Annotated in this window: 20 protein-coding genes and 1 pseudogene; 13 read left to right on the top strand and 8 right to left on the bottom strand. The window is 59.3% G+C overall.

Annotation, left to right across the window (positions count from 1 at the left end; genetic code table 11):
* Positions 1 to 27: 27 nt before the first annotated feature.
* A complete protein-coding gene (locus tag AC13DJ_RS08485; RefSeq protein WP_482932816.1) occupies positions 28 to 1,278 on the bottom strand; it encodes a DASH family cryptochrome in 1,251 nt (416 codons plus the stop codon).
* Between the two features lie 152 nt (positions 1,279 to 1,430).
* On the opposite strand from AC13DJ_RS08485, the gene AC13DJ_RS08480 reads away from it, so the two are divergent.
* Positions 1,431 to 2,543 (top strand): S-(hydroxymethyl)glutathione dehydrogenase/class III alcohol dehydrogenase, encoded by a 1,113-nt coding sequence (locus tag AC13DJ_RS08480; protein WP_094624449.1) that lies wholly within the window; start codon positions 1,431 to 1,433, stop codon positions 2,541 to 2,543.
* Positions 2,544 to 2,603: 60 nt separating this feature from the next.
* On the opposite strand, the gene AC13DJ_RS08475 is transcribed toward AC13DJ_RS08480, so the two are convergent.
* Genes AC13DJ_RS08475 through AC13DJ_RS08460 form a run of 4 tightly spaced genes read right to left on the bottom strand, consistent with a single transcriptional unit; the run spans position 2,604 to position 6,219 of the window.
* Entirely contained in the window at positions 2,604 to 3,392 is a 789-nt protein-coding gene (locus tag AC13DJ_RS08475; RefSeq protein WP_482932817.1) for an alpha/beta fold hydrolase, read from the bottom strand.
* A 24-nt stretch (positions 3,393 to 3,416) separates the two neighbouring features.
* Positions 3,417 to 4,619, bottom strand: a complete 1,203-nt coding sequence (pcaF, locus tag AC13DJ_RS08470) for a 3-oxoadipyl-CoA thiolase (protein ID WP_232901693.1) — start codon at positions 4,617 to 4,619, stop codon at positions 3,417 to 3,419.
* An 8-nt stretch (positions 4,620 to 4,627) separates the two neighbouring features.
* Positions 4,628 to 5,404 carry a CoA-transferase subunit beta gene (locus AC13DJ_RS08465; protein ID WP_289101410.1) on the bottom strand — a complete coding sequence of 259 codons (777 nt, stop codon included), beginning with the start codon at positions 5,402 to 5,404 and terminating at the stop codon, positions 4,628 to 4,630.
* A complete protein-coding gene (locus AC13DJ_RS08460) occupies positions 5,404 to 6,219 on the bottom strand; it encodes a CoA transferase subunit A (protein WP_289101411.1) in 816 nt (271 codons plus the stop codon). The genes AC13DJ_RS08465 and AC13DJ_RS08460 overlap by 1 nt, the downstream gene beginning before the upstream one ends.
* A 197-nt stretch (positions 6,220 to 6,416) precedes the next feature.
* Here AC13DJ_RS08460 and AC13DJ_RS08455 point away from each other — a divergent pair, with 197 nt between their 5' ends.
* On the top strand, positions 6,417 to 7,196 hold the full coding sequence (locus AC13DJ_RS08455; RefSeq protein ID WP_289101412.1) for an IclR family transcriptional regulator domain-containing protein: 780 nt from the start codon (positions 6,417 to 6,419) through the stop codon (positions 7,194 to 7,196).
* A gap of 3 nt (positions 7,197 to 7,199) precedes the next feature.
* Here AC13DJ_RS08455 and AC13DJ_RS08450 read toward each other — a convergent pair whose 3' ends face one another.
* On the bottom strand, positions 7,200 to 8,102 hold the full coding sequence (locus tag AC13DJ_RS08450) for a LysR family transcriptional regulator (protein WP_286816953.1): 903 nt from the start codon (positions 8,100 to 8,102) through the stop codon (positions 7,200 to 7,202).
* 106 nt (positions 8,103 to 8,208) lie between these two features.
* Between AC13DJ_RS08450 and AC13DJ_RS08445 the strand changes: the two genes are divergently transcribed.
* From AC13DJ_RS08445 to AC13DJ_RS08405, 9 genes are all read left to right on the top strand, one after another.
* A complete protein-coding gene (locus tag AC13DJ_RS08445) occupies positions 8,209 to 9,330 on the top strand; it encodes a muconate/chloromuconate family cycloisomerase (protein WP_289101413.1) in 1,122 nt (373 codons plus the stop codon).
* A gap of 34 nt (positions 9,331 to 9,364) precedes the next feature.
* On the top strand, positions 9,365 to 9,655 hold the full coding sequence (gene catC, locus AC13DJ_RS08440; RefSeq protein ID WP_482932818.1) for a muconolactone Delta-isomerase: 291 nt from the start codon (positions 9,365 to 9,367) through the stop codon (positions 9,653 to 9,655).
* A gap of 70 nt (positions 9,656 to 9,725) precedes the next feature.
* Complete coding sequence (gene catA / locus AC13DJ_RS08435; RefSeq protein ID WP_482932819.1) at positions 9,726 to 10,667, top strand: catechol 1,2-dioxygenase; 942 nt, start codon at positions 9,726 to 9,728, stop codon at positions 10,665 to 10,667.
* 116 nt (positions 10,668 to 10,783) lie between these two features.
* Positions 10,784 to 12,157, top strand: a complete 1,374-nt coding sequence (locus AC13DJ_RS08430) for a Rieske 2Fe-2S domain-containing protein (protein ID WP_482932820.1) — start codon at positions 10,784 to 10,786, stop codon at positions 12,155 to 12,157.
* Positions 12,154 to 12,645 (top strand): benzoate 1,2-dioxygenase small subunit, encoded by a 492-nt coding sequence (gene benB, locus AC13DJ_RS08425; protein WP_482932821.1) that lies wholly within the window; start codon positions 12,154 to 12,156, stop codon positions 12,643 to 12,645. Before AC13DJ_RS08430 ends, benB begins: the two co-directional genes overlap by 4 nt.
* A 20-nt stretch (positions 12,646 to 12,665) precedes the next feature.
* Positions 12,666 to 13,697, top strand: coding sequence for a benzoate 1,2-dioxygenase electron transfer component BenC (gene benC, locus AC13DJ_RS08420; protein WP_482932822.1), 1,032 nt, complete (start codon positions 12,666 to 12,668; stop codon positions 13,695 to 13,697).
* Complete coding sequence (gene benD / locus AC13DJ_RS08415; RefSeq protein WP_289101418.1) at positions 13,694 to 14,473, top strand: benzoate diol dehydrogenase BenD; 780 nt, start codon at positions 13,694 to 13,696, stop codon at positions 14,471 to 14,473. Before benC ends, benD begins: the two co-directional genes overlap by 4 nt.
* A gap of 51 nt (positions 14,474 to 14,524) precedes the next feature.
* A complete protein-coding gene (locus tag AC13DJ_RS08410; RefSeq protein WP_482932823.1) occupies positions 14,525 to 15,871 on the top strand; it encodes an MFS transporter in 1,347 nt (448 codons plus the stop codon).
* Between the two features lie 130 nt (positions 15,872 to 16,001).
* Positions 16,002 to 17,168 carry a benzoate/H(+) symporter BenE family transporter gene (locus tag AC13DJ_RS08405; RefSeq protein ID WP_482932824.1) on the top strand — a complete coding sequence of 389 codons (1,167 nt, stop codon included), beginning with the start codon at positions 16,002 to 16,004 and terminating at the stop codon, positions 17,166 to 17,168.
* Positions 17,169 to 17,202: 34 nt separating this feature from the next.
* Here the strand turns inward: AC13DJ_RS08405 and AC13DJ_RS08400 are convergent, their stop codons facing one another.
* The gene (locus AC13DJ_RS08400; protein WP_286816962.1) at positions 17,203 to 17,886 is read right to left on the bottom strand and encodes a type 1 glutamine amidotransferase domain-containing protein; all 684 of its coding nucleotides are present in this window, start codon (positions 17,884 to 17,886) and stop codon (positions 17,203 to 17,205) included.
* 174 nt (positions 17,887 to 18,060) lie between these two features.
* Between AC13DJ_RS08400 and AC13DJ_RS08395 the strand changes: the two genes are divergently transcribed.
* Positions 18,061 to 18,828 (top strand): substrate-binding periplasmic protein, encoded by a 768-nt coding sequence (locus AC13DJ_RS08395; protein ID WP_474540719.1) that lies wholly within the window; start codon positions 18,061 to 18,063, stop codon positions 18,826 to 18,828.
* A gap of 120 nt (positions 18,829 to 18,948) precedes the next feature.
* Positions 18,949 to 19,635, top strand: a complete 687-nt coding sequence (locus AC13DJ_RS08390; protein WP_094624452.1) for a cytochrome b/b6 domain-containing protein — start codon at positions 18,949 to 18,951, stop codon at positions 19,633 to 19,635.
* A 13-nt stretch (positions 19,636 to 19,648) separates the two neighbouring features.
* Here the strand turns inward: AC13DJ_RS08390 and AC13DJ_RS08385 are convergent.
* Positions 19,649 to 19,744: pseudogene (locus tag AC13DJ_RS08385) on the bottom strand (cytochrome c); the annotation flags it as partial.
* Between the last annotated feature and the right edge of the window lie 129 nt (positions 19,745 to 19,873).

The following is a 19,873-nucleotide window of genomic DNA, read 5'->3' as shown; positions in this document are numbered from 1 at the left end:
AAATGTTGGTGCGCCCAAGATAACCCGTCAGCCGACAAAAATCCGCTTCGCCAGGCCGGCTCCCTTGTCCAGATTAAACTGGCGCAATCCACGGGGGTCTGCGCCCACGCCGGCGAGGTACTGCCAGTTGCCGTAGTTACTGGCGACATCGTAGTCCACCAGTTGCTGCTCAAACCAGGCGGCGCCGTAACGCCAGTCCTGGGCCAGTTCATTGACCAGGCAACTGGCCACCAGTTGCCGTGCCCGGTTACTGATATAACCTGTGAGCCGGAGCTGGTTCATGGCGGCGTTGACCAGCGGGTAGGGTGTTGTGCCCTGGCACCAGCTCTCGAAATCCGGCCGGTGGAAGGCGGTGTCACGGCTTTGCTGTTGTACGCCATCTCGCAGGAACAGTCGCTGGCCGTGCTTCATGGCGTACCAGTAGAAGTATTCCCGCCACAACAGCTCGAACCACAACCAGTAGGTGGAGTCGTTGCGGGTTTCGGACTGCTCGTATTCGTCGATCATGCCGGCCACCTCGCGTACTGACAGGCAGCCGTTGGCCAGCCAGGGTGACAGGCGGGATGACGCCAGCGGATCATCCAGTGCGTTGCGGGTTTCCTTGTAGCGGGCTATGCCATGGCTGACAAACAGGTATTCCCGCAATTGCCGCAGCCCGGCTTCTTCCCCACCCCGGAAGCCGGCATCGTGTTCCGGCTCGGTAATCGGTGGGCAATCGCCCCGGTTGTCCTTCGCAAATCCCGGAGGCGGCGGCAGGGCTGTCATGGTGCGGATGCGTAGCCGGTCGGTGCAGCGGTCACCCTGTTTTTCCACCAGCTTGCGGAACTGGGAGAAGGTGTGGGGTAAGTCGGCCAGGTCCATGGGCAGGGATTTTTCAGTGAACAGGCTCAGGGTTTCAAATTGCTGGAAGTGCACATCCGGCAGCTTCTCCTGAAGGCCCTGCCATTGACTAGCTTCTTCTGTGCCTGGCTGCCGGGTGCGGATTACCTGGTTGACCTGGTGTTGTTGTACCAGTTCGGGAAGCACGTTTTCTGGCTCCCCAAACGCGATGTGGAGGCGCTGGCCAAGGGGCCGGAGATTGCGTTCCAGGGTCATCAGGCTTTGCCACAGGAAACGCCAGCGGTGTTCGCCCATGGCACTGAGCCCGAGCGGCCCGGGTTGGAACCAGCGGGGCTCTACCACGTACACGCACAGCAGCATGTCTGAGCGGCCGGCGGCCAGCAGGGCGGCGTTGTCGTGCATGCGAAGATCGCGGGTAAACCAGTAGAGTGTGCGCACCTGAAGGGCCCTTTCTGACAGTTCGGGAATCTATACGCCCGCGCCTGCGTATGAGATTGCAGCGCGGGAAAGCCTGCAGCCGGCAGGCGTGTTAAAGTTAAGAGTGTATCCCGCAAGCCTGACCCGACCAAACGGAAACGAGGAGACTGAACGTGATCAAATCCCGCGCAGCTGTGGCATTTGAAGCCAATAAACCGCTGGAAATTGTTGAAGTGGATGTGGCACCACCCAAGGAAGGCGAAGTGCTGGTGAAGATCGTGGCAACCGGTGTGTGCCATACCGATGCCTACACCCTGTCCGGCGCTGACCCCGAGGGCCTGTTTCCGACCATTCTGGGCCACGAGGGTGGCGGCATTGTCGAAGCGGTGGGCCCTGGCGTAACCGGCCTGGAAGTGGGCGACCACGTGATTCCGCTGTACACAGCCGAGTGTGGCAAGTGTAAATTCTGCACCTCCGGCAAGACCAACCTGTGTGGCGCTGTGCGTGAAACCCAGGGCAAGGGTGTGATGCCGGACGGCACCTCCCGCTTCTCCTACAAGGGCCAGCCGCTGTACCACTACATGGGCTGCTCCACCTTCTCTGAATACACCGTGCTGCCGGAAATCTCCCTGGCCAAGATCCCCAAGGAAGCGCCCCTGGACAAGGTGTGCCTGCTGGGTTGTGGCGTAACCACCGGCATCGGTGCGGTACTGAACACCGCCAAGGTTGAGGAAGGTGCGACTGTGGCTATCTTTGGTCTGGGTGGCATCGGCCTGGCAGCCATCATCGGTGCGACCATGGCCAAGGCTGGTCGCATCATTGCCGTCGACATCAACCCGGGCAAGTTCGACATCGCCAAACAGCTGGGTGCTACCGATGTGGTTAACCCGAACGATTACGACAAGCCGATCCAGGAAGTCATCATCGAAATGACCGATGGCGGTGCCGACTACACCTTCGAGTGTGTGGGCAACGTGAAGCTGATGCGTGCCGCGCTGGAAGCCTGCCATAAGGGCTGGGGTGAAAGCACCATCATCGGCGTGGCCGGTGCCGGTGAAGAGATCAGCACCCGCCCGTTCCAGCTGGTAACCGGCCGGGTATGGCGCGGTTCCGCCTTCGGTGGCGTGAAAGGCCGCACGGAGCTGCCGTCTTACGTGGAAAAAGCCGAAAAAGGTGAAATCCCGCTGGATGTGTTCATCACCCACGAGATGAAACTGGAAGACATCAACAAGGCGTTTGACCTGATGCACGAGGGTAAGAGCATTCGGTCTGTGATTCACTTCTGACCTTTCCTGGCCAGAAGTGAATCGACGAGTTGCCGGGCGCGGGCGTTTGCCCGCTCCCGGTTAGCTCAGGCTTTGCAGGAGTTGCGAGGCCAGGGTCAGAGGGCATTCAACGGAAGGTACGTGCCCGATCCCATCCAGAATAACCGGCTCCGAAGCGCCACTGAACTGTGCCAGTGCCTTCAGGGACTCTGGAGGTGTTGCCAGGTCTTCAGAGCAACCAATCAGCAGTAACGGTACCTCGTGACCTTGCAGCTTTTCCCGGAAGTCTGCTTTACCCAGCATTTCGCACAGCAGTGCATAGCTGTTGGCGTCGCCCCGTCCCATAATCACTTTCCAGCCGTCCAGAAGAGCAGGCTGCTCTTGGCAGGCATTTGGGCCAAACCAGCGGGGTACGATTTCGCCGGCCATCGCCGCCAGGCCTTTCTCCCGAACATTGGCTGCACGCAGGCTCCAGGCTTCCTTGCTACCAATAATGGCGCCGGTGTTCGTCAGTGTGGCTGTTTCAAGGTGCTCGCTATGGGCGGTAATCAGCTGTTGACCGATCACCCCGCCGATAGAGGTGCCGGCAAAATGAAAGCTGGATACCCGGGCTTCTTTTGCCAATGCCAGGGCTTCCTGTGCCAGGTCTTCCGGTGTGATTTCTCCGGACGTTTCGGGCCAGGCGGCACTTGCACCATGCCCCGGCAAGTCCCAGGTCATAACCCGAAACTTTGGTAGCAGCATGGGCAGCAAGTCGTCCCAAACCCCCTGGGTCATGCCCAGAGGGTGTGCCAGCACCAATAACGGCTTTTCGCTGGCGCCAAGCAGGCGATAGCAGATGGTACGGCCGTTGTGATTCAGAAATGCCATGTTGTCTCCTCAGAATGGGTCCGGTCAGACCCGTTCAATCAGTGTAGCAATACCCTGACCCACACCCACACACATGGTGCAAAGGGCGTAGCGGCCACCGGTGCGCTGCAGTTGGTGCGCCGCAGTCTGCAACAGGCGTGCGCCGGACATGCCCAGCGGGTGGCCAAGGGCAATGGCGCCACCGTTCGGGTTCACCCGGGGGTCGTCATCGGCAACGCCCAGCTCCCGCAGCACAGCCAGGCCCTGGGCGGCGAAGGCTTCGTTGAGCTCAATCACGTCGATCTCATCGATGCTGATGCCCTGTTTTTTCAGCAGCTTCTGGACAGCCGGGACAGGGCCAATACCCATGATCCTCGGTTCTACGCCAGCGGTCGCCATGCCCAGAATTTTCGCCATAGGCTTCAGCCCGTGCTGTTTGACTGCTGCTTCGCTGGCCACCAGCATCGCGGCGGCGCCGTCGTTGACGCCCGAAGCGTTGCCGGCGGTCACACTGCCGTTTTCACGGAATGGAGCTGGCAGGGCCGCGAGTTTCTCTAGGGTACTGGCGCGGGGATGTTCGTCGGTGTCGAACACCAGCGGGTCTTGTTTGCGGCGCGGAATGGACACCGGCACGATCTCTTCGGCAAATACACCTTCCTGCTGTGCCCGAGCGGTTTTCTGCTGGGAGCGGAAGGCGAACAGGTCCTGATCTTCCCGCGACACCTTGTACTGCTCGGCCACGTTCTCCGCCGTTTCCGGCATTGAATCGACGCCGTATTGCTTTTTCATCAGCGGATTCACAAAGCGCCAGCCGATGGTGGTGTCTTCGATCTTCTGGCCGCGGGAGAACGCGGAGTCAGCCTTGCCCATCACGTAGGGCGCGCGGGACATGGATTCCACGCCGCCGGCCAGTACCAGGTCCATTTCACCGGCGCGGATGGCGCGGAAGGCAGTGCCCACGGCGTCCATGCCGGATCCGCACAGCCGGTTGAGGGTGGTGCCGGGCACGGAAGTGGGCAAGCCCGCCAGCAGCGCAGACATACGCGCTACGTTGCGGTTGTCTTCACCGGCCTGGTTGGCGCTGCCCATCATTACTTCGTCGATGGCGGCAGGGTCCAGTTCCGGCGCCTGCTCCAGCACGGCCTTGAAAATATGGGCGGCAAGGTCGTCCGGGCGCACACTGGCCAGGGTGCCGCCGAAACGGCCGATGGCGGAGCGGCGGGGATGGCAAATGAATACGTCAGTCATGGTGGGCCTCACTGTTGGCCGGAATGATGGGCATTGGTGCGGGTTTTCAGGTCCCGCAGCACTTCGAGTTCCTCGGCGGTCGGCGCCGGGGTGGTTTCCAGCTGCTCTGCAAAGCGGATGTCCCAGCCGGTCGCCTCGATCACGTCTTCCCGGGTCACGTTCGGGTGCAGGGAGGTGACCACGAGCTCCTTAGTCTCCGGATCCGGCTTGAGGATGCACAGGTCGGTGATCACTACCGTGGGGCCACAGCCAATGTTGGGTACGTTGTCCCGGGCCTTGCCGTCACGGCCGAAGCCGACGGTGGTCACGAAGTCCACATCCTTCACGAAGGTGCGCCTGGAGTGCTTCACGGTAATGAACACTTCCTTCGCGTTGGTGGCAATTTCCGGGGCGCCGCCACCGCCGGGCAGGCGAACTTTCGGCTCGCGGTAATCGCCGATCAGGGTGGTGTTCAGGTTGGCGTAACGGTCGATCTGGGCGGTGCCCAGGAAGCCAACGCTGATGTGGCCGCCCTGCAGCCAGTAGCGGAACATCTCAGGCACGGAAACCGTGGTCAAGGCCGATTCGCACAGCTCGCCGTCGCCGATGGACAGTGGCAGCACGTCTGGCTTGGTTTGCAGGGTGCCGGATTCGTAGATCAGGGTGACATCCGGAGCGTGGGTCAGGCGAGCCAGGTTGGCGGCCTCGCTGGGCAGGCCGATACCCACGAAGCAAGTCATGTCGTTGGTCAGCGCACGGGCAGCGGTAACGCTCATCATTTCTGAAGATGTGAATTCAAGGCTCATCACGCGGCTCCTTTCTCGAATACGTTTTCTTGCAGCCAGGTCTGGAAGGTCTCGCGGTCGCGGGCAACGCCGTCCCAGTCCTTATAGAAGGCGTTGTCACGGTCGTAGTAGCCCAGTGCGTACGAGGGCTTGGCGCCTTTCGGGGCTTCGGCAATTGCAGTGATCGCCCAGGATGGCAGCACGCAGGCATTAACCGATGCGCCCAGGTCATCCACGATTTCCTCGACGGTGACGATGCTGCGCTTGGCGGCCAGCACCACCTCTTTCTGAATGCCAACAATGCCTTCGATCAGCACATTGCCCTTGCGGTCGGCCCGCTGGGCATGGATTACCGCGACATCGGGGCGAATGGACGGCACGGCGGCCAGGCGCTCACCGGTAAACGGGCATTCGATGAACTTGATCTGGTCATTCACTTTCGGCAGATCGCTGCCTACATATCCGCGCAGAACTGCCAGCGGCAGGCCGGCAGCGCCAGCTTCATAGGCGTTGGCCATGGCCGCATGGCTGTGTTCGAGAATCTCCAGCTGGTTCGGCCAGCCCTTTTCAACAGCATCCCGCAGACGGTGCAGGGAGCCCACGCCCGGGTTGCCGCCCCAGGAAAATATCAGTTTCTTGGCACAGCCGGCGCCGATCATCTGGTCATACACCAGGTCCGGGGTCATGCGGATCAGGGTCAGATCCCGCTTTTCCTGACGGATGATTTCGTGGCCCGCAGCAAACGGGATCAAGTGGGTGAAGCCTTCCATCGCCACGGTATCACCGTTGTTGATGTATTTGCTCACCGCTTCCTTGAGGGGAAGAAACTCGGCCATTGCAATGCCTCCTGTGTCACTTCTGTGGATAGTTCGCTGTACGAACATAAGTTTTATATGCGAACATGATGGCGCGATTGCTTTTGGGCCGTCAAGTACAAATTTTGTCCACAAGGTAAAAATGTACAGATGTTCGTTGTGCGAACACGTGATGGGCGTGCGAAACTAAGGCCAGTAACGGTACTTAAGGAGTCAGAATGGACGAGCAGATTCTCAAGCCCGGTGATCGGGATTACGTGGGAGCGTTGGCTTCGGGGCTGGAGGTTTTACAGGCTTTTGATGCGGAGCACCCACGAATGACCCTGAGCGAAGTGGCAGCCCGCACCGAGATGGACCGGGCCAAGGCCCGGCGCTTCCTGCTGACGCTGCACGCACTGGGCTTTGTGAAGCGAACCGGCCGGCAGTTTGAGCTGACCCCCCGGGTGCTTCAGCTGGGTTATGCCTACCAGGCGTCAAACCAGTATCGGGCGGTGATTCAACAGTACCTTGAAGACGTCACAGCTGAACTCGGGGAGTCGTCTTCGCTGGCCGTGCTGGACGGTGATGACGTGGTTTACGTGGTGCGCTCTGCAGCCCGCCACCGGTTGATGGCCATTACCCTGTCTGTAGGCACGCGCTTGCCTGCGGCCTATACCTCGATGGGGCGGGTGCTGTTGGCTCAGTTGCCGGATAATGAATTGAAGGCGTATCTCGACAGGGTCAGGCTCGAGCCATTTACCGAGTTTTCCATTACCGACAAACAGGCGCTTCGGAACGAAATAGATAAGGTTCGCGAGCAGGGCTATGCAATGGTTGACCAGGAGCTGGATCAGGGATTGCGCTCGGTTGCAGTGCCAGCATTCGCTGGCAGTGGCGAGTTGCTGGGTGCCCTGAACATCAGTACCAACGCAGCACGGGTGGATATGGATACCCTGATGAACGCCTACCTGCCACGCCTTCAGGATGTTGCGGAGAAGATTCGCCAGGCCGCCCGTTAGCACTCACGGATAACGACCGGTCAGCCGGTTCTCCACCAGCTCTGCCAGAATGGTATTGGTCAGGCGCATCACCGCATTTGGGTTCTCGCCCCTGCGGCGGGAGGCAATAACAGGGGTGGTGATGTTGTCATCCTCCAGTGGCATATAGTCGACCCCTTCACGGTGCAGCCGGCGAACCTGCTCCGGTACCAGGGTAAAGCCCATGTCGGACGCCACCAGCGACAATGCGGTCTGCACATCGTTCACCTGCTGGATTACGTGGACTTTCAAGCCCCGACGGTGAAAAAGGCCCTGGGTAATATCGGAGAAGTTGGGCCCGGCGCCGGCTGGAAAGGTAACCATGGGCACCTCCGAGAGCTCTTTCATAGAAGGTGGATGCCGGGTGAGCGGATGGTTAGCAGGGACGGCAGCAACCATTGGCTCGTCAAACAGAAGTTCCTGATCTACGTCCGGATCCTGAATGTGGAGCCGGCCAAAGCCGATATCGATCTTGCCAGCTTTCAGGGCTTCCACCTGCTCCCGGGTTTTCAGCTCATGCAGCACAATTTCCAGGTTTTTGTTCTGGCGCAGTCGGCGCACCATCAGTGGCAGCTGGCCGTAAAACACTGAAGGCACGAAGCCGATCGAGAACAGGGTTTTCCGATGCTGGGCAATCCGGCGGGTGTCGTCTACGGTGGCATTTACTTTGTCCAGTACCTGCTTGGCCTGCTCCAGAAAGTACTCCCCCCCAGTGGTCAGTTCCAGGCCTCGTGGTTTACGAATGAACAATTCTACGCCCACTTCCTCCTCCAGCTGTTTGATGGCCCGGGTCAGGGGCGGCTGGGCGATAAACAGTTTTTCGGCAGCGCGGGTCAAGTTGCCGGCCTCGGCCACCGCGACGAAGTACCGCAAGTGTCTCAGCTCCATCCATACCTCCAGGGTATCGGTTATTACTTAATCAATATTGGTTCACGTTAGTGAAACTTCGTACTGTTCGAATCACAGGATTTTTACCTTGCGATTCGGAGCAGCCATGTCAGCCACCATTCAGTCCATCGAAGCGATCCTGGTCGAGATCCCGACCATTCGCCCGCACAAGCTATCTATGACAACCATGGGGGTTCAGACCATGGTGATTGTGCGTGTGAAGGATTCTGATGGCCTGGAAGGCCTCGGCGAGGCAACCACTATCGGTGGCCTGGCCTACGGCCCGGAAAGCCCCGAAAGCGTGAAGCTTACCATTGATACCTATTTCAAACCGCAACTGATTCATCAGCCAGCCAGCAACATCAATACCCTGAGGGTAATGTTAGACCGCTCCACTCGTGGCAACAACCTCGCCAAGTCCGCTATCGAGACCGCCCTGCTGGACCTTCAGGGCAAGCGCCTGAATCGCCCGGTGTCGGACCTGCTCGGCGGCGCACTGCACCAGCACATCCCGGTGCTCTGGACCCTGGCCAGCGGCGATACCGCTAAAGACATCGAGGAGGCTCTGGGGCTGCTCGAAACCCGCCGCCACTGTGACTTCAAGCTCAAGATCGGTTCCCGCCCGGTGATGGACGATGTTCGCCATGTGGCGGCGATTAAAGAAGCGGTCGGTGACAGCGCCAGTGTCCGCGTGGATGTGAATCAGGCCTGGGATGAAGCGACTGCGGCAAAAGGCATGGCCGAGTTGCAGGCTGCCGGTATTGACCTGGTAGAGCAGCCCACCCCGATGAAGGATTACGCCGCCCTGGTACGGCTGTCTGAAAAGTTCCACCTGCCCATCCTGGCCGACGAGGCCGTGGCAGACGCCAAGGATATGTTCAGCCTGGCGGCCGCGGGCTTCAGCGGCGCCGTAGCGATGAAAATTGCCAAGGCGGGTGGCCCGATGAAGGCACTGGACCAGGCGAAGGTGGCCCAGGCAGCGGGTATCGGCCTGTACGGCGGCACCTTGCTGGAAGGCACCATCGGCACTGCCGCTTCCCTGCATGCATGGTCAACCCTGGAAACCCTGCACTGGGGCACGGAGATGTTCGGCCCGCTGCTGATGAAAGACGACATCGTGGTCAAGCCGCTGAACTTCCACAACAACGGCGTCGACCTGCCGAAGGGCCCGGGCCTGGGTGTGGAAATTGATGAAGACAAGCTGGACCGGTACCGCCGCAAAGCCTGATACGCCAAAAGATTCAGTAAACGGAGGAAAGCACATGCTGTTCAAAGTTGAGATGAAGGTGAACATCCCCCACGACATGCCCGCCGAAGTGGTTGCGGACATCAAGGCCCGGGAAAAAGCCTACGCCCAGGACCTGCAAAAACAGGGTAAGTGGCGTCACCTGTGGCGGGTAGCGGGCAGCTACGCCAACGTCAGCATTTTTGACGTAGCAGACAACGCCGAGTTGCAAGACCTGATCAGCAACCTGCCGCTGTTCCCCTTTATGGATATCACCGTTGCACCCTTGTGCCGGCACCCGTCTTCCATCCATGAGGATGACCGTTAATCACACCCATTGTTGCTAACTGATGAACTGATACGAGCAACAAAAATAACAGTAACCGAGGAGAACAATCATGACCGTTAAAACCATGCATACTGCGGACGTGAAGGACCTGCTGGAGAAAGTGGCCGGCTTCAACCAGGAAGGTGGAAACGAGCGAGTAAAGAAAATTGTTCATCGTCTGATGCACGATATTTTCCAGATTGTTGAAGACTTTGACGTGACAGCCGAAGAGTTCTGGCAGGCCGTTTACTACGTTGGTGACCTGGGCAAGAACGGCGAAGCCGCCCTGCTGGCGCCGGGCCTGGGCATGGACAAATACCTGGACATCCGTATGGATGCCGAAGACGAGCAAGCCGGCCTGGCCGGTGGCACGCCGCGCACCATTGAAGGCCCGCTGTATGTAGCCGGTGCCCCCATGAGCGAAGGCTTTGCCCGCATGGATGATGGTTCCGACGAAAGTGCAGAGACCATGATCCTGACCGGTCAGGTGACAGACGAGAATGGCCAGCCGGTCGCCAACGCCGTGGTTGACGTATGGCACGCCAACACCATGGGCAACTACTCTTACTTCGACCAGTCCCAGGCAGACTACAACCTGCGTCGTCGCATCAAGACCGACGAAAATGGCCGTTACACTGCCCGGTCCATCATTCCGGCTGGCTACGGCTGCCCGCCCGAGGGTTCTACCCAGGCACTGCTGAACCTGCTGGGTCGTCACGGTAACCGTCCGGCGCATATCCACTTCTTTGTCTCCAAACCCGGTTACAAGCACCTGACTACCCAGATCAACCTGGCCGGTGATGAGTACACCTACGATGACTTTGCATTCGCCACCCGTGAAGAGCTGGTGGTTGAAGCCAATCGCATTGAGGATCCTGCCAAGGCTGAGCAATTCGGTTTGAACAAGCCGTTCACCGAAGTGGAATTCAACATCCAGCTGGTCGCTACCGACAAACCTGAGCTGCAAAGTCGCCACGAGCGCAAGCGCGCCCTGGAAGGCGAAGCGGCCTGATTTCAACCCTTTAATCCCGACGTTCTTGTGATCCGACCGGCCTGTCCATTCAGGCCGGCCAGGGGGCCCTCACGCCCGAAAAACGGTTTTCACAACAACAAAATGGAGTGACGAACATGACTCGCCAACTCGACCGACTTGAGAAAACGATCCGCAACGCGGTGGAAGCCGATGCACAAACCGGCCACTACCGCTGTGACCGCAGCATCTTCACCGACGAAGAGCTGTTTGAGCTGGAGATGAAACACATCTTCGAAGGCAACTGGATTTTCCTGGCCCATGAGAGCCAGATCGAGAATCCGGGCGACTACTACACCACCATGGTGGGTCGTCAGCCGGTGATCATCACCCGGACCAAGGATGGCGAGCTCAAGGCGATTCTGAACACCTGTACCCACCGTGGTGCCACCCTGTGCCGCAAAAAGCGCGGCAACAAGACCTCCTTCACCTGCCCGTTCCACGGCTGGACCTTCAAGAATGACGGCAAGCTGCTGAAAGCCAAGGACCAGAAGAAGGGCGGTTACCCGGAAAGCTTCGACGTTGACGGTTCCCACGACCTGAAACAGCTACCGAAGTTCGAGAACTACCGCGGCTTCCTGTTTGGCAGCCTGAACTCCGACGTATTGCCGCTGGAAGAGTACCTGGGTGAGACCACCAAGGTGCTGGATGCCATCGTCGACCAGGCGCCGGAAGGCCTGGAGATCCTGCGCGGTGCCTCTACCTACACCTACGAAGGTAACTGGAAGCTGACTGCCGAAAACGGCGCGGACGGCTACCACGTAAGCACCGTGCACTGGAACTACCTGTCCACCATGGGCCAGCGCAACTACGAGAAAGGCGGCACCGAGGCAGTAGACGCCAAGAGCTGGTCCAACGAAGGCGGCTTCTACTCCTTCGAGAACGGCCACATGATGCTGTGGACCCGCCTGACCAACCCGGAAGTACGTCCGGTATACAACCAGCTGGAGCGCCTGGAAAAGGAAGTGGGTGAGGCGAAGGCCGACTTCATCGTGCGCACCACCAAGAACCTGTGCCTGTACCCGAACGTCTACGTGATGGACCAGTTCTCCACCCAGATCCGGGTGCTGCGCCCGATCGACGTCAACAAGACCGAGATCACCATCTACTGCTGGGCACCCAAGGGTGAATCCGCCGAAAACCGCGCCAAGCGCATCCGCCAGTACGAAGACTTCTTCAACGTGTCCGGCATGGGCACGCCGGATGACCTGGAAGAGTTCCGCGCTTGCCAGCAGGGCTACTACGCCAAGGGTACCAAATGGAACGACATGAGCCGTGGCGCCCAGCACTGGATTGAAGGCGCGGACGACTGGGCCAAGGGTATCAATCTGAAGCCAATCCTCAGTGGCGCCAAGCCGGAAGATGAAGGCCTGTACGTGACGCACCACCAGCATTGGGTGGAAGAGATGACCAAGGCGATTGATACCGAGCGCGCCCGCTTTATTTCCCTGACCGAGGAGGCTTCCGTATGAGCATGTCTTACGAGCAGATCCAGGCCTTTGTCTACCGGGAAGCCCGTCTGCTGGACGACCGGGAGTGGGATGAGTGGCTGAAGTGCTACCACGAGGACGTCACCTACTGGATGCCGGCCTGGGACGATGACAACGAGCTGACCGAAGATCCGCAGACCGAGATTTCACTGATCTACTACCCGAACCGTAACGGTCTGGAAGATCGCGTCTACCGGTTGAAGACCGAGCGCTCCGGTGCCAGCTCTATTCCCGAGCCGCGCACCGTGCACCTGACCAGCAACCTGGAAATCCAGGAGCGGGACGGTGACACCGTAAAACTGCGTTTCAACTGGCAGACCAACAGCCACCGTTACCACAAGACCCAGTCCTTCTTCGGCGTGTCTTTCTACACCCTGGACTGCAGTGGCGAGCAGCCTCTGATTACCGAGAAGAAGGTGGTTCTGAGCAACGATTACATCAATCAGGTGATTGATATCTATCACCTGTAATTGATGGGGAGAGCATCATCATGAGTTACAACATCGCGCTTAATTTTGAAGACGGCGTTACCCGGGTGATCACCTGCAACGAAGGTGAAACCGTTCTAGACGCCGCCTACCGGGCCCAGATCAACCTGCCAATGGACTGCTCCGACGGTGTCTGCGGAACCTGTAAGGGTTCCTGCCACCAGGGCGAGTTCGACATGGGCGACGAGTACATCGACGAGGCACTGTCTGACGAGGAAGCCGAACAGGGCATGGTGCTGACCTGCCAGATGGTGCCCTCCAGCGACTGTGTGGTCGAGATTCCGGCGGCCGCGTCCCTGTGCAGCAAGGCCGGTAACGAGGCCGTGACCGGCACCGTGGGTGAGGTCAACCTGATTTCCCCCACCGCCATCGAACTCAAGGTTACCGCAGACGCCGACATCGGCTTCCTGCCGGGCCAGTACGTGAACATCCAGGTGCCCGGCACCGAGGAAACCCGTGCTTACTCGTTCAGCTCCCGACCGGGCAGCCGCGAGTTGAGCTTCCTGATCCGCAACGTGCCCGGCGGCCTGATGAGCTCCTGGCTGGTGGGCAAGGCCAAGACCGGCGACAAGGTGACCCTGACCGGCCCCATGGGTGTGTTCTACCTGCGCCCGGTTCAGCGCCCCGTGCTGATGCTGGCCGGTGGTACCGGCCTGGCTCCGTTCCTGGCCATGCTCGAAAGTCTGAAGGAAAAAGGCTGCGACCAGCCCACTCACATGATCTACGGCGTGACCAACGACGACGACCTGGTGGGGCTGGAAGCCCTCGAAAAGTTTGCCGAAGAGATTGAAAACTTCAGCTTCAAGACGGTAGTGGCCAGCGACGAAAGCACCCATCCCCGCAAGGGCTATGTCACCAACCACATGGAAGACGCACCCATCAACGATGGTGATGTAGATGTGTATCTGTGTGGCCCGCCTCCGATGGTCGACGCGGTACTGGGTTACTTCCGGGAGCAGGGTATCGTGCCCAACTCCTTCCACTACGAGAAGTTCACCCCGAGCGTATCCGCCGTTGAGGAGAAAGTGGCATGACCCCGCGTTTCACCGGCAAGGTGATGGTGGTCACCGGTGCTGCCCAGGGCATTGGCCGGCGAGTGGCCGAACTGGCCGCCGCCGAAGGTGCCCGCCTGGTACTGGTGGACATCGCGGACTACGTGCAGGGCGTTGCAGCCGAGTTGCGCGACCAGGGCTCTGAAGCCCTGGCCGTGCAGGCCAACCTGGAAACTTGGGAAGGTGCGGAAATGGTGATGGCCAAGGCCCATGAGCAGTATGGCCGCATCGACATCCTGGTCAACAACGTGGGCGGCACCATCTGGGCCCAGCCGTTCGAGCATTACCAGCCGGAACAGATCCAGAAGGAAATCCAGCGCTCGTTGTTCCCGACCCTGTGGTGCTGCCGGGCGGTGCTGCCTTACATGGTGGAACAGAAGGGCGGTGCCATTGTGAACGTCTCGTCTGTGGCGACCCGTGGTCTGATGCGGGTGCCCTACGGCGCCGCCAAGGGCGGGGTCAACGCCATGACCGTAAACCTGGCTTTTGAATACGCCGAGCACGGAATTCGCGTGAACGCTACAGCCCCGGGTGGGACTGAAGCACCGCCCCGACTGACGCCCCGCAACACCGAGCAGCAGGGCGAGCGGGAACAGGCCTGGTATCAGACCCTGATCGACCAGACCAACGCCACCAGCTTCATGCACCGCTACGGCACCCTCGATGAGCAGGCGCAGCCAATCCTGTTCCTTGCTTCTGATGCTGCCAATTACATCACCGGAACCATCCTGCCCGTGGCCGGGGGCGACTGCGGCTGACGGGCAACCAACCCAACCTCCGACAAAAACAAGACGTGGAGAAACAGACCGATGAGAAACATAGACGTCAACGACGTTATCGATAACGCCACCTTTACCAGATTCCACTGGCAAGTGTTGTTCTGGTGTACCCTGATCATCATCTTTGATGGGTATGACCTGGTAATCTACGGGGTGGTGTTGCCGCTGCTGATGGAGCAGTGGAACCTGAGCCCGTACGTGGCTGGACTGCTGGGTAGTAGTGCCTTGTTTGGCATGATGTTCGGGGCCATGGGCTTCGGCATGTTGTCCGACCGGCTCGGGCGCAAGAAAACCATCCTGATGTGTGTGGTGCTGTTCAGCCTGACCACCGTGATTAACGGCTTTGCCAGCACGCCGTGGCAGTTCGGTATCCTGCGCTTTATCGCCGGCCTGGGCATCGGTGGGGTTATGCCCAACGTGGTCTCGCTGATGAGCGAGTATTCACCCCAGAAAAGCCGTAGCACCCTGGTCGCCCTGATGTTTTCCGGTTACGCGGTGGGCGGCATGATGTCGGCTGGCCTGGGTATCTGGATTGTTCCTAACTTCGGTTGGGAAATCATGTTCTACCTTGCAGTCGTCCCGCTGCTGATGTTGCCGCTGATAATGAAGTTCCTGCCGGAGTCTGTGGCGTTTCTGATGGCGCAGAAGCGCGAAGGGGAGGCCCGTAGCATTCTGCAGAAAGTGGCACCGGTGCGCCAGATCAGCGAGATGGATACCCTCTCTGTGCCGCTGACTACCGTGAGCAAGGCGCCGGTTCTGGAATTGTTCCGGGGCGGCCGTGCCTTCAGCACCGCGATGTTCTGGATTGCCTTCTTCTGCTGTCTGTTGATGGTCTATGCCCTGGGCTCCTGGTTGCCCAAGCTGATGTCCCTGGCCGGATATGAGCTGAGCTCCAGTCTGATGTTTTTGATGGTTCTGAATATTGGTGCGATTTTCGGTGCGGTTGGTGGCGGCTGGCTGGCAGACCGGTTGTCGCTGCGCACGGTGCTGGTTACTTTCTTTATTCTGGCATCGGTATCACTGGTAATGCTGGGCTACGAGAGCCCGATGTGGTTCCTGTATACCCTGATGGGCATTGCCGGCGCGACCACCATTGGCTCCCAGATTTTGCTGTACGCTTACGTGGCCCAGTATTACCCGACGAATATTCGCTCAACCGGGTTGGGCTGGGCATCGGGCATCGGCCGTAATGGAGCCATTGTCGGACCAATTATTGGTGGTACCTTGCTGGCCCTGGCATTGCCGCACCAGATGAATTTCCTGGCCCTCGCTATCCCCGGTGCCATTGCCACTGTTGCCATTGCCCTGGTGGGCCGGAGGTTCGCCTCGGCGCCAGCGCGTGAGAACGCAGAGGTGAGCCTGGCAACCAGTAATTAAGAAATCAGCGTTGATGTGACCTGAGGGAGACAGTCAGTCATTCGGACCCCTCTTTGCCCCGGCACCACAGTGACCGGGGCTTTTTTGCTGTTATACGACTCAAACAGAACTCAATAACAAGGAGCTGAATATGCCCCAGCTGTTTCGGGACTTGTCTGTGTCTGCGGTTGCCGCAGGGTTTCTGGCGGTACTGGTGTCCTATGCCGGGCCTTTGGCGATTTTCTTCCAGGCCGGCGCGGCGGCGGATTTGTCACCGGAGATGATGACCTCCTGGGTCTGGGCCATCTCCATGGGGGCGGCGGTTTCCGGAATCTTCCTGTCGATCTGGCTTCGGGCGCCAGTGGTGACCGCCTGGTCGGCACCGGGCACAGCTCTGTTGGTGGTGCTGTTTCCGGAGCTATCCCTCAACGAAGCGGTAGGTGCTTATATCACCGCCGCGCTGATTATCTTTTTCATTGGTGTTTCGGGTACCTTTGATGCCTTTGTGCGTGCCATCCCGAAGGGTGTGGCAGCGGGCATGATGGCGGGCATCCTGTTTCAGTTCGGTCTCGGGGCTTTCGCTGCCATTGAAACCACGCCGGCACTGGCCATCGGCATGCTGGTCGCCTATGTGGCCTTCCGTCGCTTTACCCCCAAATACACCCTGGTGCTTTTGCTGTTTGCCGGGGTCATCCTGGCGGTGGTGCTGGAAGATGCGTCGCTGGCCGGCGTTAGCCTGGGCTTGGCGGTGCCGAAGTTCATCACGCCGGAATGGAGCTTCGGCGCTACCCTGAGCCTGGCCATTCCCCTGGTGCTGGTCAGCCTGACAGGCCAGTTCCTGCCCGGCATGGCGATTCTCCGGGGTGCCGGCTATCGGGTGAAAGCCAAACCGGTGATTGCGGTCGCCAGCCTGGTGTCCCTGCCCATGGCGCTATTTGGCGGTATCACCACAGTGGTGGCCGCCATTACTGCTGCCATTTGCACCGGTGAGGATGCCCATGAAGATCCGGACAAGCGTTATGTGGCCGGTGTATTTAATGGTGTGTTCTATCTGGTGGGAGCGATCTTTGCCGGCACCATCGTCGCCTTGTTCACCTCGTTACCTTCGGCCTTTGTTGCAGTTCTGGCGGGCCTGGCACTGCTGGGTGCCATTGCCAACAATCTGTTTGCGGCACTGGAGGAGGTCAGCCACCGGGAGGCATCGCTGATTACCTTTCTGGTAACGGCGTCCGGGTTATCGCTGTTCGGACTGTCGTCGGCTTTCTGGGGGGTGGTGATCGGTTACGGCTGTTACCGGGTACTCAACGGAGGGAAATAAGGTTGGGCTGACGGACGCCAGCCCAACCGGGACGTCAGCCTTCCTGCAGCGCCTGCAGCACAGCCTTGGCGGCCCCTTCTGAAGATGCCGGGTTCTGGCCGGTAATCAGCTTGCCATCCACCACAATGTGCGGTGCCCAGTCATCGCCGCGGCTGTAGCGGCCGTTGTTCTGCTTGAGCATGTCTTCCAGCAGGAAGGGCACGATGTTGGTGAGCTGCACGGCTTCCTCTTCGGTGTTGCTGAAGCCGGTAACTTCGCGGCCACCGACGATGTTCTGGTCCGGCTTAACGAACACATTCTTGAACACGGCCGGGGCGTGGCACACGGCACCGATCACCTTGTCCTGCTCGTAGGCGGTTTTGATCAGGGCGACAGACTTCTCGTCCTCCGCCAGGTCCCACAGGGGGCCGTGGCCGCCGGGGTAGAAAATGGCGTCGTACTGGTTCATGTCCACGTCGGCCAGTTTTTTGGTGCTGGCCAGCATTTCCTTGGCGTGGGTGTCTGCCATGAAGCGCCGGGTGGAATCAGTGAGTGCGTCTTCTGCTTCGCTGTTCGGGTCTACCGGCGGCTGGCCACCTTTGGGAGAGGCCAGGGTGATATCCGCGCCAGCATCCTTGAATACGTAGAAGGGCGCGGTGAATTCTTCCAGCCAGAAACCGGTTTTATGGCCAGTGTCGCCCATCTGGTCGTGGGATGTCAGTACCATCAGAATTTTCATATCGGTCGATCCTCCTGTCGGGAATCGGGGAGTTTGTTCGGGCGTTACTCCACAATTAGTGGTGGCCCGGGATGCAAATTTCAACAGGAATCACGGCAATAAGGCGGGAATGGATGCCCGGAGTGTCTATACTCCGGTTACATATTGCTCAATGGGTCAGGGAAAGTGTCCGCAATGAAGGTAACGCTCATCAAGGCAGCCATGCTGTGCCTGGTCGTGCTGGCTGCAGCGCCGGCATGGTCGCAACAGGGGACAGAAACCGTGGAGCCGTTGACGGTGGTGGTCGGTGTGGATCACGCGCCACCTTACCGGATCCTGGAGCCGGACCGGAAGACCGGGCTGTACCTTGATATGTTCGAGGAAATGACCAGTCGCCTTGGCTGGGCGGTCGAATACCGGGAAGCACCGTTTCGCCGGCTGCAGCTGATGCTGCAGCAGGGCGAGATCGACATGATGCTGGGCCTGGTGCGCAACGGTGCCCGGGAGCAGTGGATGGAGTTTGTGGCGCCGGCCTTCCCGCCTGAGCGGCGGTTGTTTTTCTACCTGGATGACGCCAATCGTGTAGATCGCTACCAGGACCTTTATGGCAAAGCCATCGGCGTATTGGAAGGTGGTAGCTATTTCAGCCGGTTCGACAAAGACCCCGAATTGATGAAGGCCTCTGCTGTCCATTACGAAAACCTGATGCTGATGATGCAGAAGGGCCGGGTGGATGTGGTCATTGCGCCGGAGTTGGTGGGGCTGTATACAGCAAAGAATCTGGGTATTGAGGCCCGGGTCTCACCGTTTTTTGTGCCGGGGGAGCGATCCTGGATTGTGGTGTCCGGGCAATCACCGGCCGTTCGCTATGCCGATGATATCCGGGCTGCCCTGAAGCTGATCGAGCGTGAAGGCATCCGGGAGAACCTGGTGCTGAAGTACCTGGAACAGCCGCTTCCCTGACACGCCTGTCGGGAGCCCCTCCCTTATCGGAATTTGATCCCGGTCTGCCCACCATTAACGGAACTTAGTATGCTCACGGTTGTCTTGAGGCAGAACCTGTTGTGAGCATAAGGAACTCGTATGACAACCATTCGGTTATGGGATTTACCGACACGCCTGTTTCACTGGTTGCTGGTACTGGCGGCTGTGGGTGCCGTGATCAGTATTAAATCGGGCGCGATTGACTGGCATGAACGCTTTGGCCTGGCAGTAGTCGGGCTGTTGTCGTTCCGTATTATCTGGGGTTTTACCGGCTCTACCTATGCCCGGTTTGCCAGCTTTGTTCGTGGGCCGGGAGCCATCATCGATTATGTGCGCGGACGCTGGCAGGGGGTAGGCCACAACCCGCTGGGGGCGCTTTCCGTGCTGGCGCTGATCGGCCTGTTCGGCTTCCAGGCGGCAAGCGGGCTGTTCGCCAACGATGAAATTGCCTTTAACGGCCCACTGACTCCGCTGGTGTCATCGGCCTGGAGCGATACCCTCAGCAGTTGGCACCGTTTGACGGAATGGTTCTTGTACGGGCTGGTCATCCTGCACGTGGCAGCGGTAGTGCTGTACTCAAAAGTGAAGAAAGACAATCTGCTGAAGCCGATGATCACCGGTAAAAAGCCGGTTGAGAAAGGCCTGGCGGAAGATGCCCGAGGCGGTGGTGCGGTAGCGTTTGTGATTTCACTGGTGCTGGCGGGGATTGTGGTTGTCGGTGCCAGTGGCAGCTTTGTCTCGCCGCCACCGGCACCGGAGCCCGCACCCCAGAACCTGGGGTGGTAAGCCCGGGGCAGTCTTACTTCGCGCGGAAGTTGTCGTGGCAGGCCTTGCAGGTCTCGCCCACGGCAGCAAACTGGCGCGCCAGGGCGGCTTTATCACCGCTAGGAGTCTGCGCGGCAGAAGTATTTTGAGCAAGTGACCCCGCCGCGTCGAATCACAGTTCGGCCCGAGAACGTATCCACAATATCCAGCCGAATAGAGTCTCGATTCTCTCTATTCAGTCAGTCAAGACGGTTATCAG

This window comes from Marinobacter sp. L-46 (genome assembly GCF_056859535.1).
Note: the sequence above shows the minus strand (reverse complement) of the source record. Positions and strands in the feature narration are given on the sequence as shown.

Coding starts and splice junctions, on each gene's coding strand:
- AC13DJ_RS08460 (WP_289101411.1), bottom strand. CDS start 6,219: ATGGCCGAGTTTCTTCCCCTCAAGGAAGCGGTGAGCAAATACATCAAC.
- AC13DJ_RS08390 (WP_094624452.1), top strand. CDS start 18,949: ATGACAACCATTCGGTTATGGGATTTACCGACACGCCTGTTTCACTGG.
- AC13DJ_RS08450 (WP_286816953.1), bottom strand. CDS start 8,102: ATGGAGCTGAGACACTTGCGGTACTTCGTCGCGGTGGCCGAGGCCGGC.
- catC (WP_482932818.1), top strand. CDS start 9,365: ATGCTGTTCAAAGTTGAGATGAAGGTGAACATCCCCCACGACATGCCC.
- AC13DJ_RS08410 (WP_482932823.1), top strand. CDS start 14,525: ATGAGAAACATAGACGTCAACGACGTTATCGATAACGCCACCTTTACC.
- catA (WP_482932819.1), top strand. CDS start 9,726: ATGACCGTTAAAACCATGCATACTGCGGACGTGAAGGACCTGCTGGAG.
- AC13DJ_RS08445 (WP_289101413.1), top strand. CDS start 8,209: ATGTCAGCCACCATTCAGTCCATCGAAGCGATCCTGGTCGAGATCCCG.
- AC13DJ_RS08430 (WP_482932820.1), top strand. CDS start 10,784: ATGACTCGCCAACTCGACCGACTTGAGAAAACGATCCGCAACGCGGTG.
- AC13DJ_RS08405 (WP_482932824.1), top strand. CDS start 16,002: ATGCCCCAGCTGTTTCGGGACTTGTCTGTGTCTGCGGTTGCCGCAGGG.
- benB (WP_482932821.1), top strand. CDS start 12,154: ATGAGCATGTCTTACGAGCAGATCCAGGCCTTTGTCTACCGGGAAGCC.
- AC13DJ_RS08455 (WP_289101412.1), top strand. CDS start 6,417: ATGGACGAGCAGATTCTCAAGCCCGGTGATCGGGATTACGTGGGAGCG.
- benD (WP_289101418.1), top strand. CDS start 13,694: ATGACCCCGCGTTTCACCGGCAAGGTGATGGTGGTCACCGGTGCTGCC.
- AC13DJ_RS08400 (WP_286816962.1), bottom strand. CDS start 17,886: ATGAAAATTCTGATGGTACTGACATCCCACGACCAGATGGGCGACACT.
- AC13DJ_RS08395 (WP_474540719.1), top strand. CDS start 18,061: ATGAAGGTAACGCTCATCAAGGCAGCCATGCTGTGCCTGGTCGTGCTG.
- pcaF (WP_232901693.1), bottom strand. CDS start 4,619: ATGACTGACGTATTCATTTGCCATCCCCGCCGCTCCGCCATCGGCCGT.
- benC (WP_482932822.1), top strand. CDS start 12,666: ATGAGTTACAACATCGCGCTTAATTTTGAAGACGGCGTTACCCGGGTG.
- AC13DJ_RS08475 (WP_482932817.1), bottom strand. CDS start 3,392: ATGGCATTTCTGAATCACAACGGCCGTACCATCTGCTATCGCCTGCTT.
- AC13DJ_RS08465 (WP_289101410.1), bottom strand. CDS start 5,404: ATGAGCCTTGAATTCACATCTTCAGAAATGATGAGCGTTACCGCTGCC.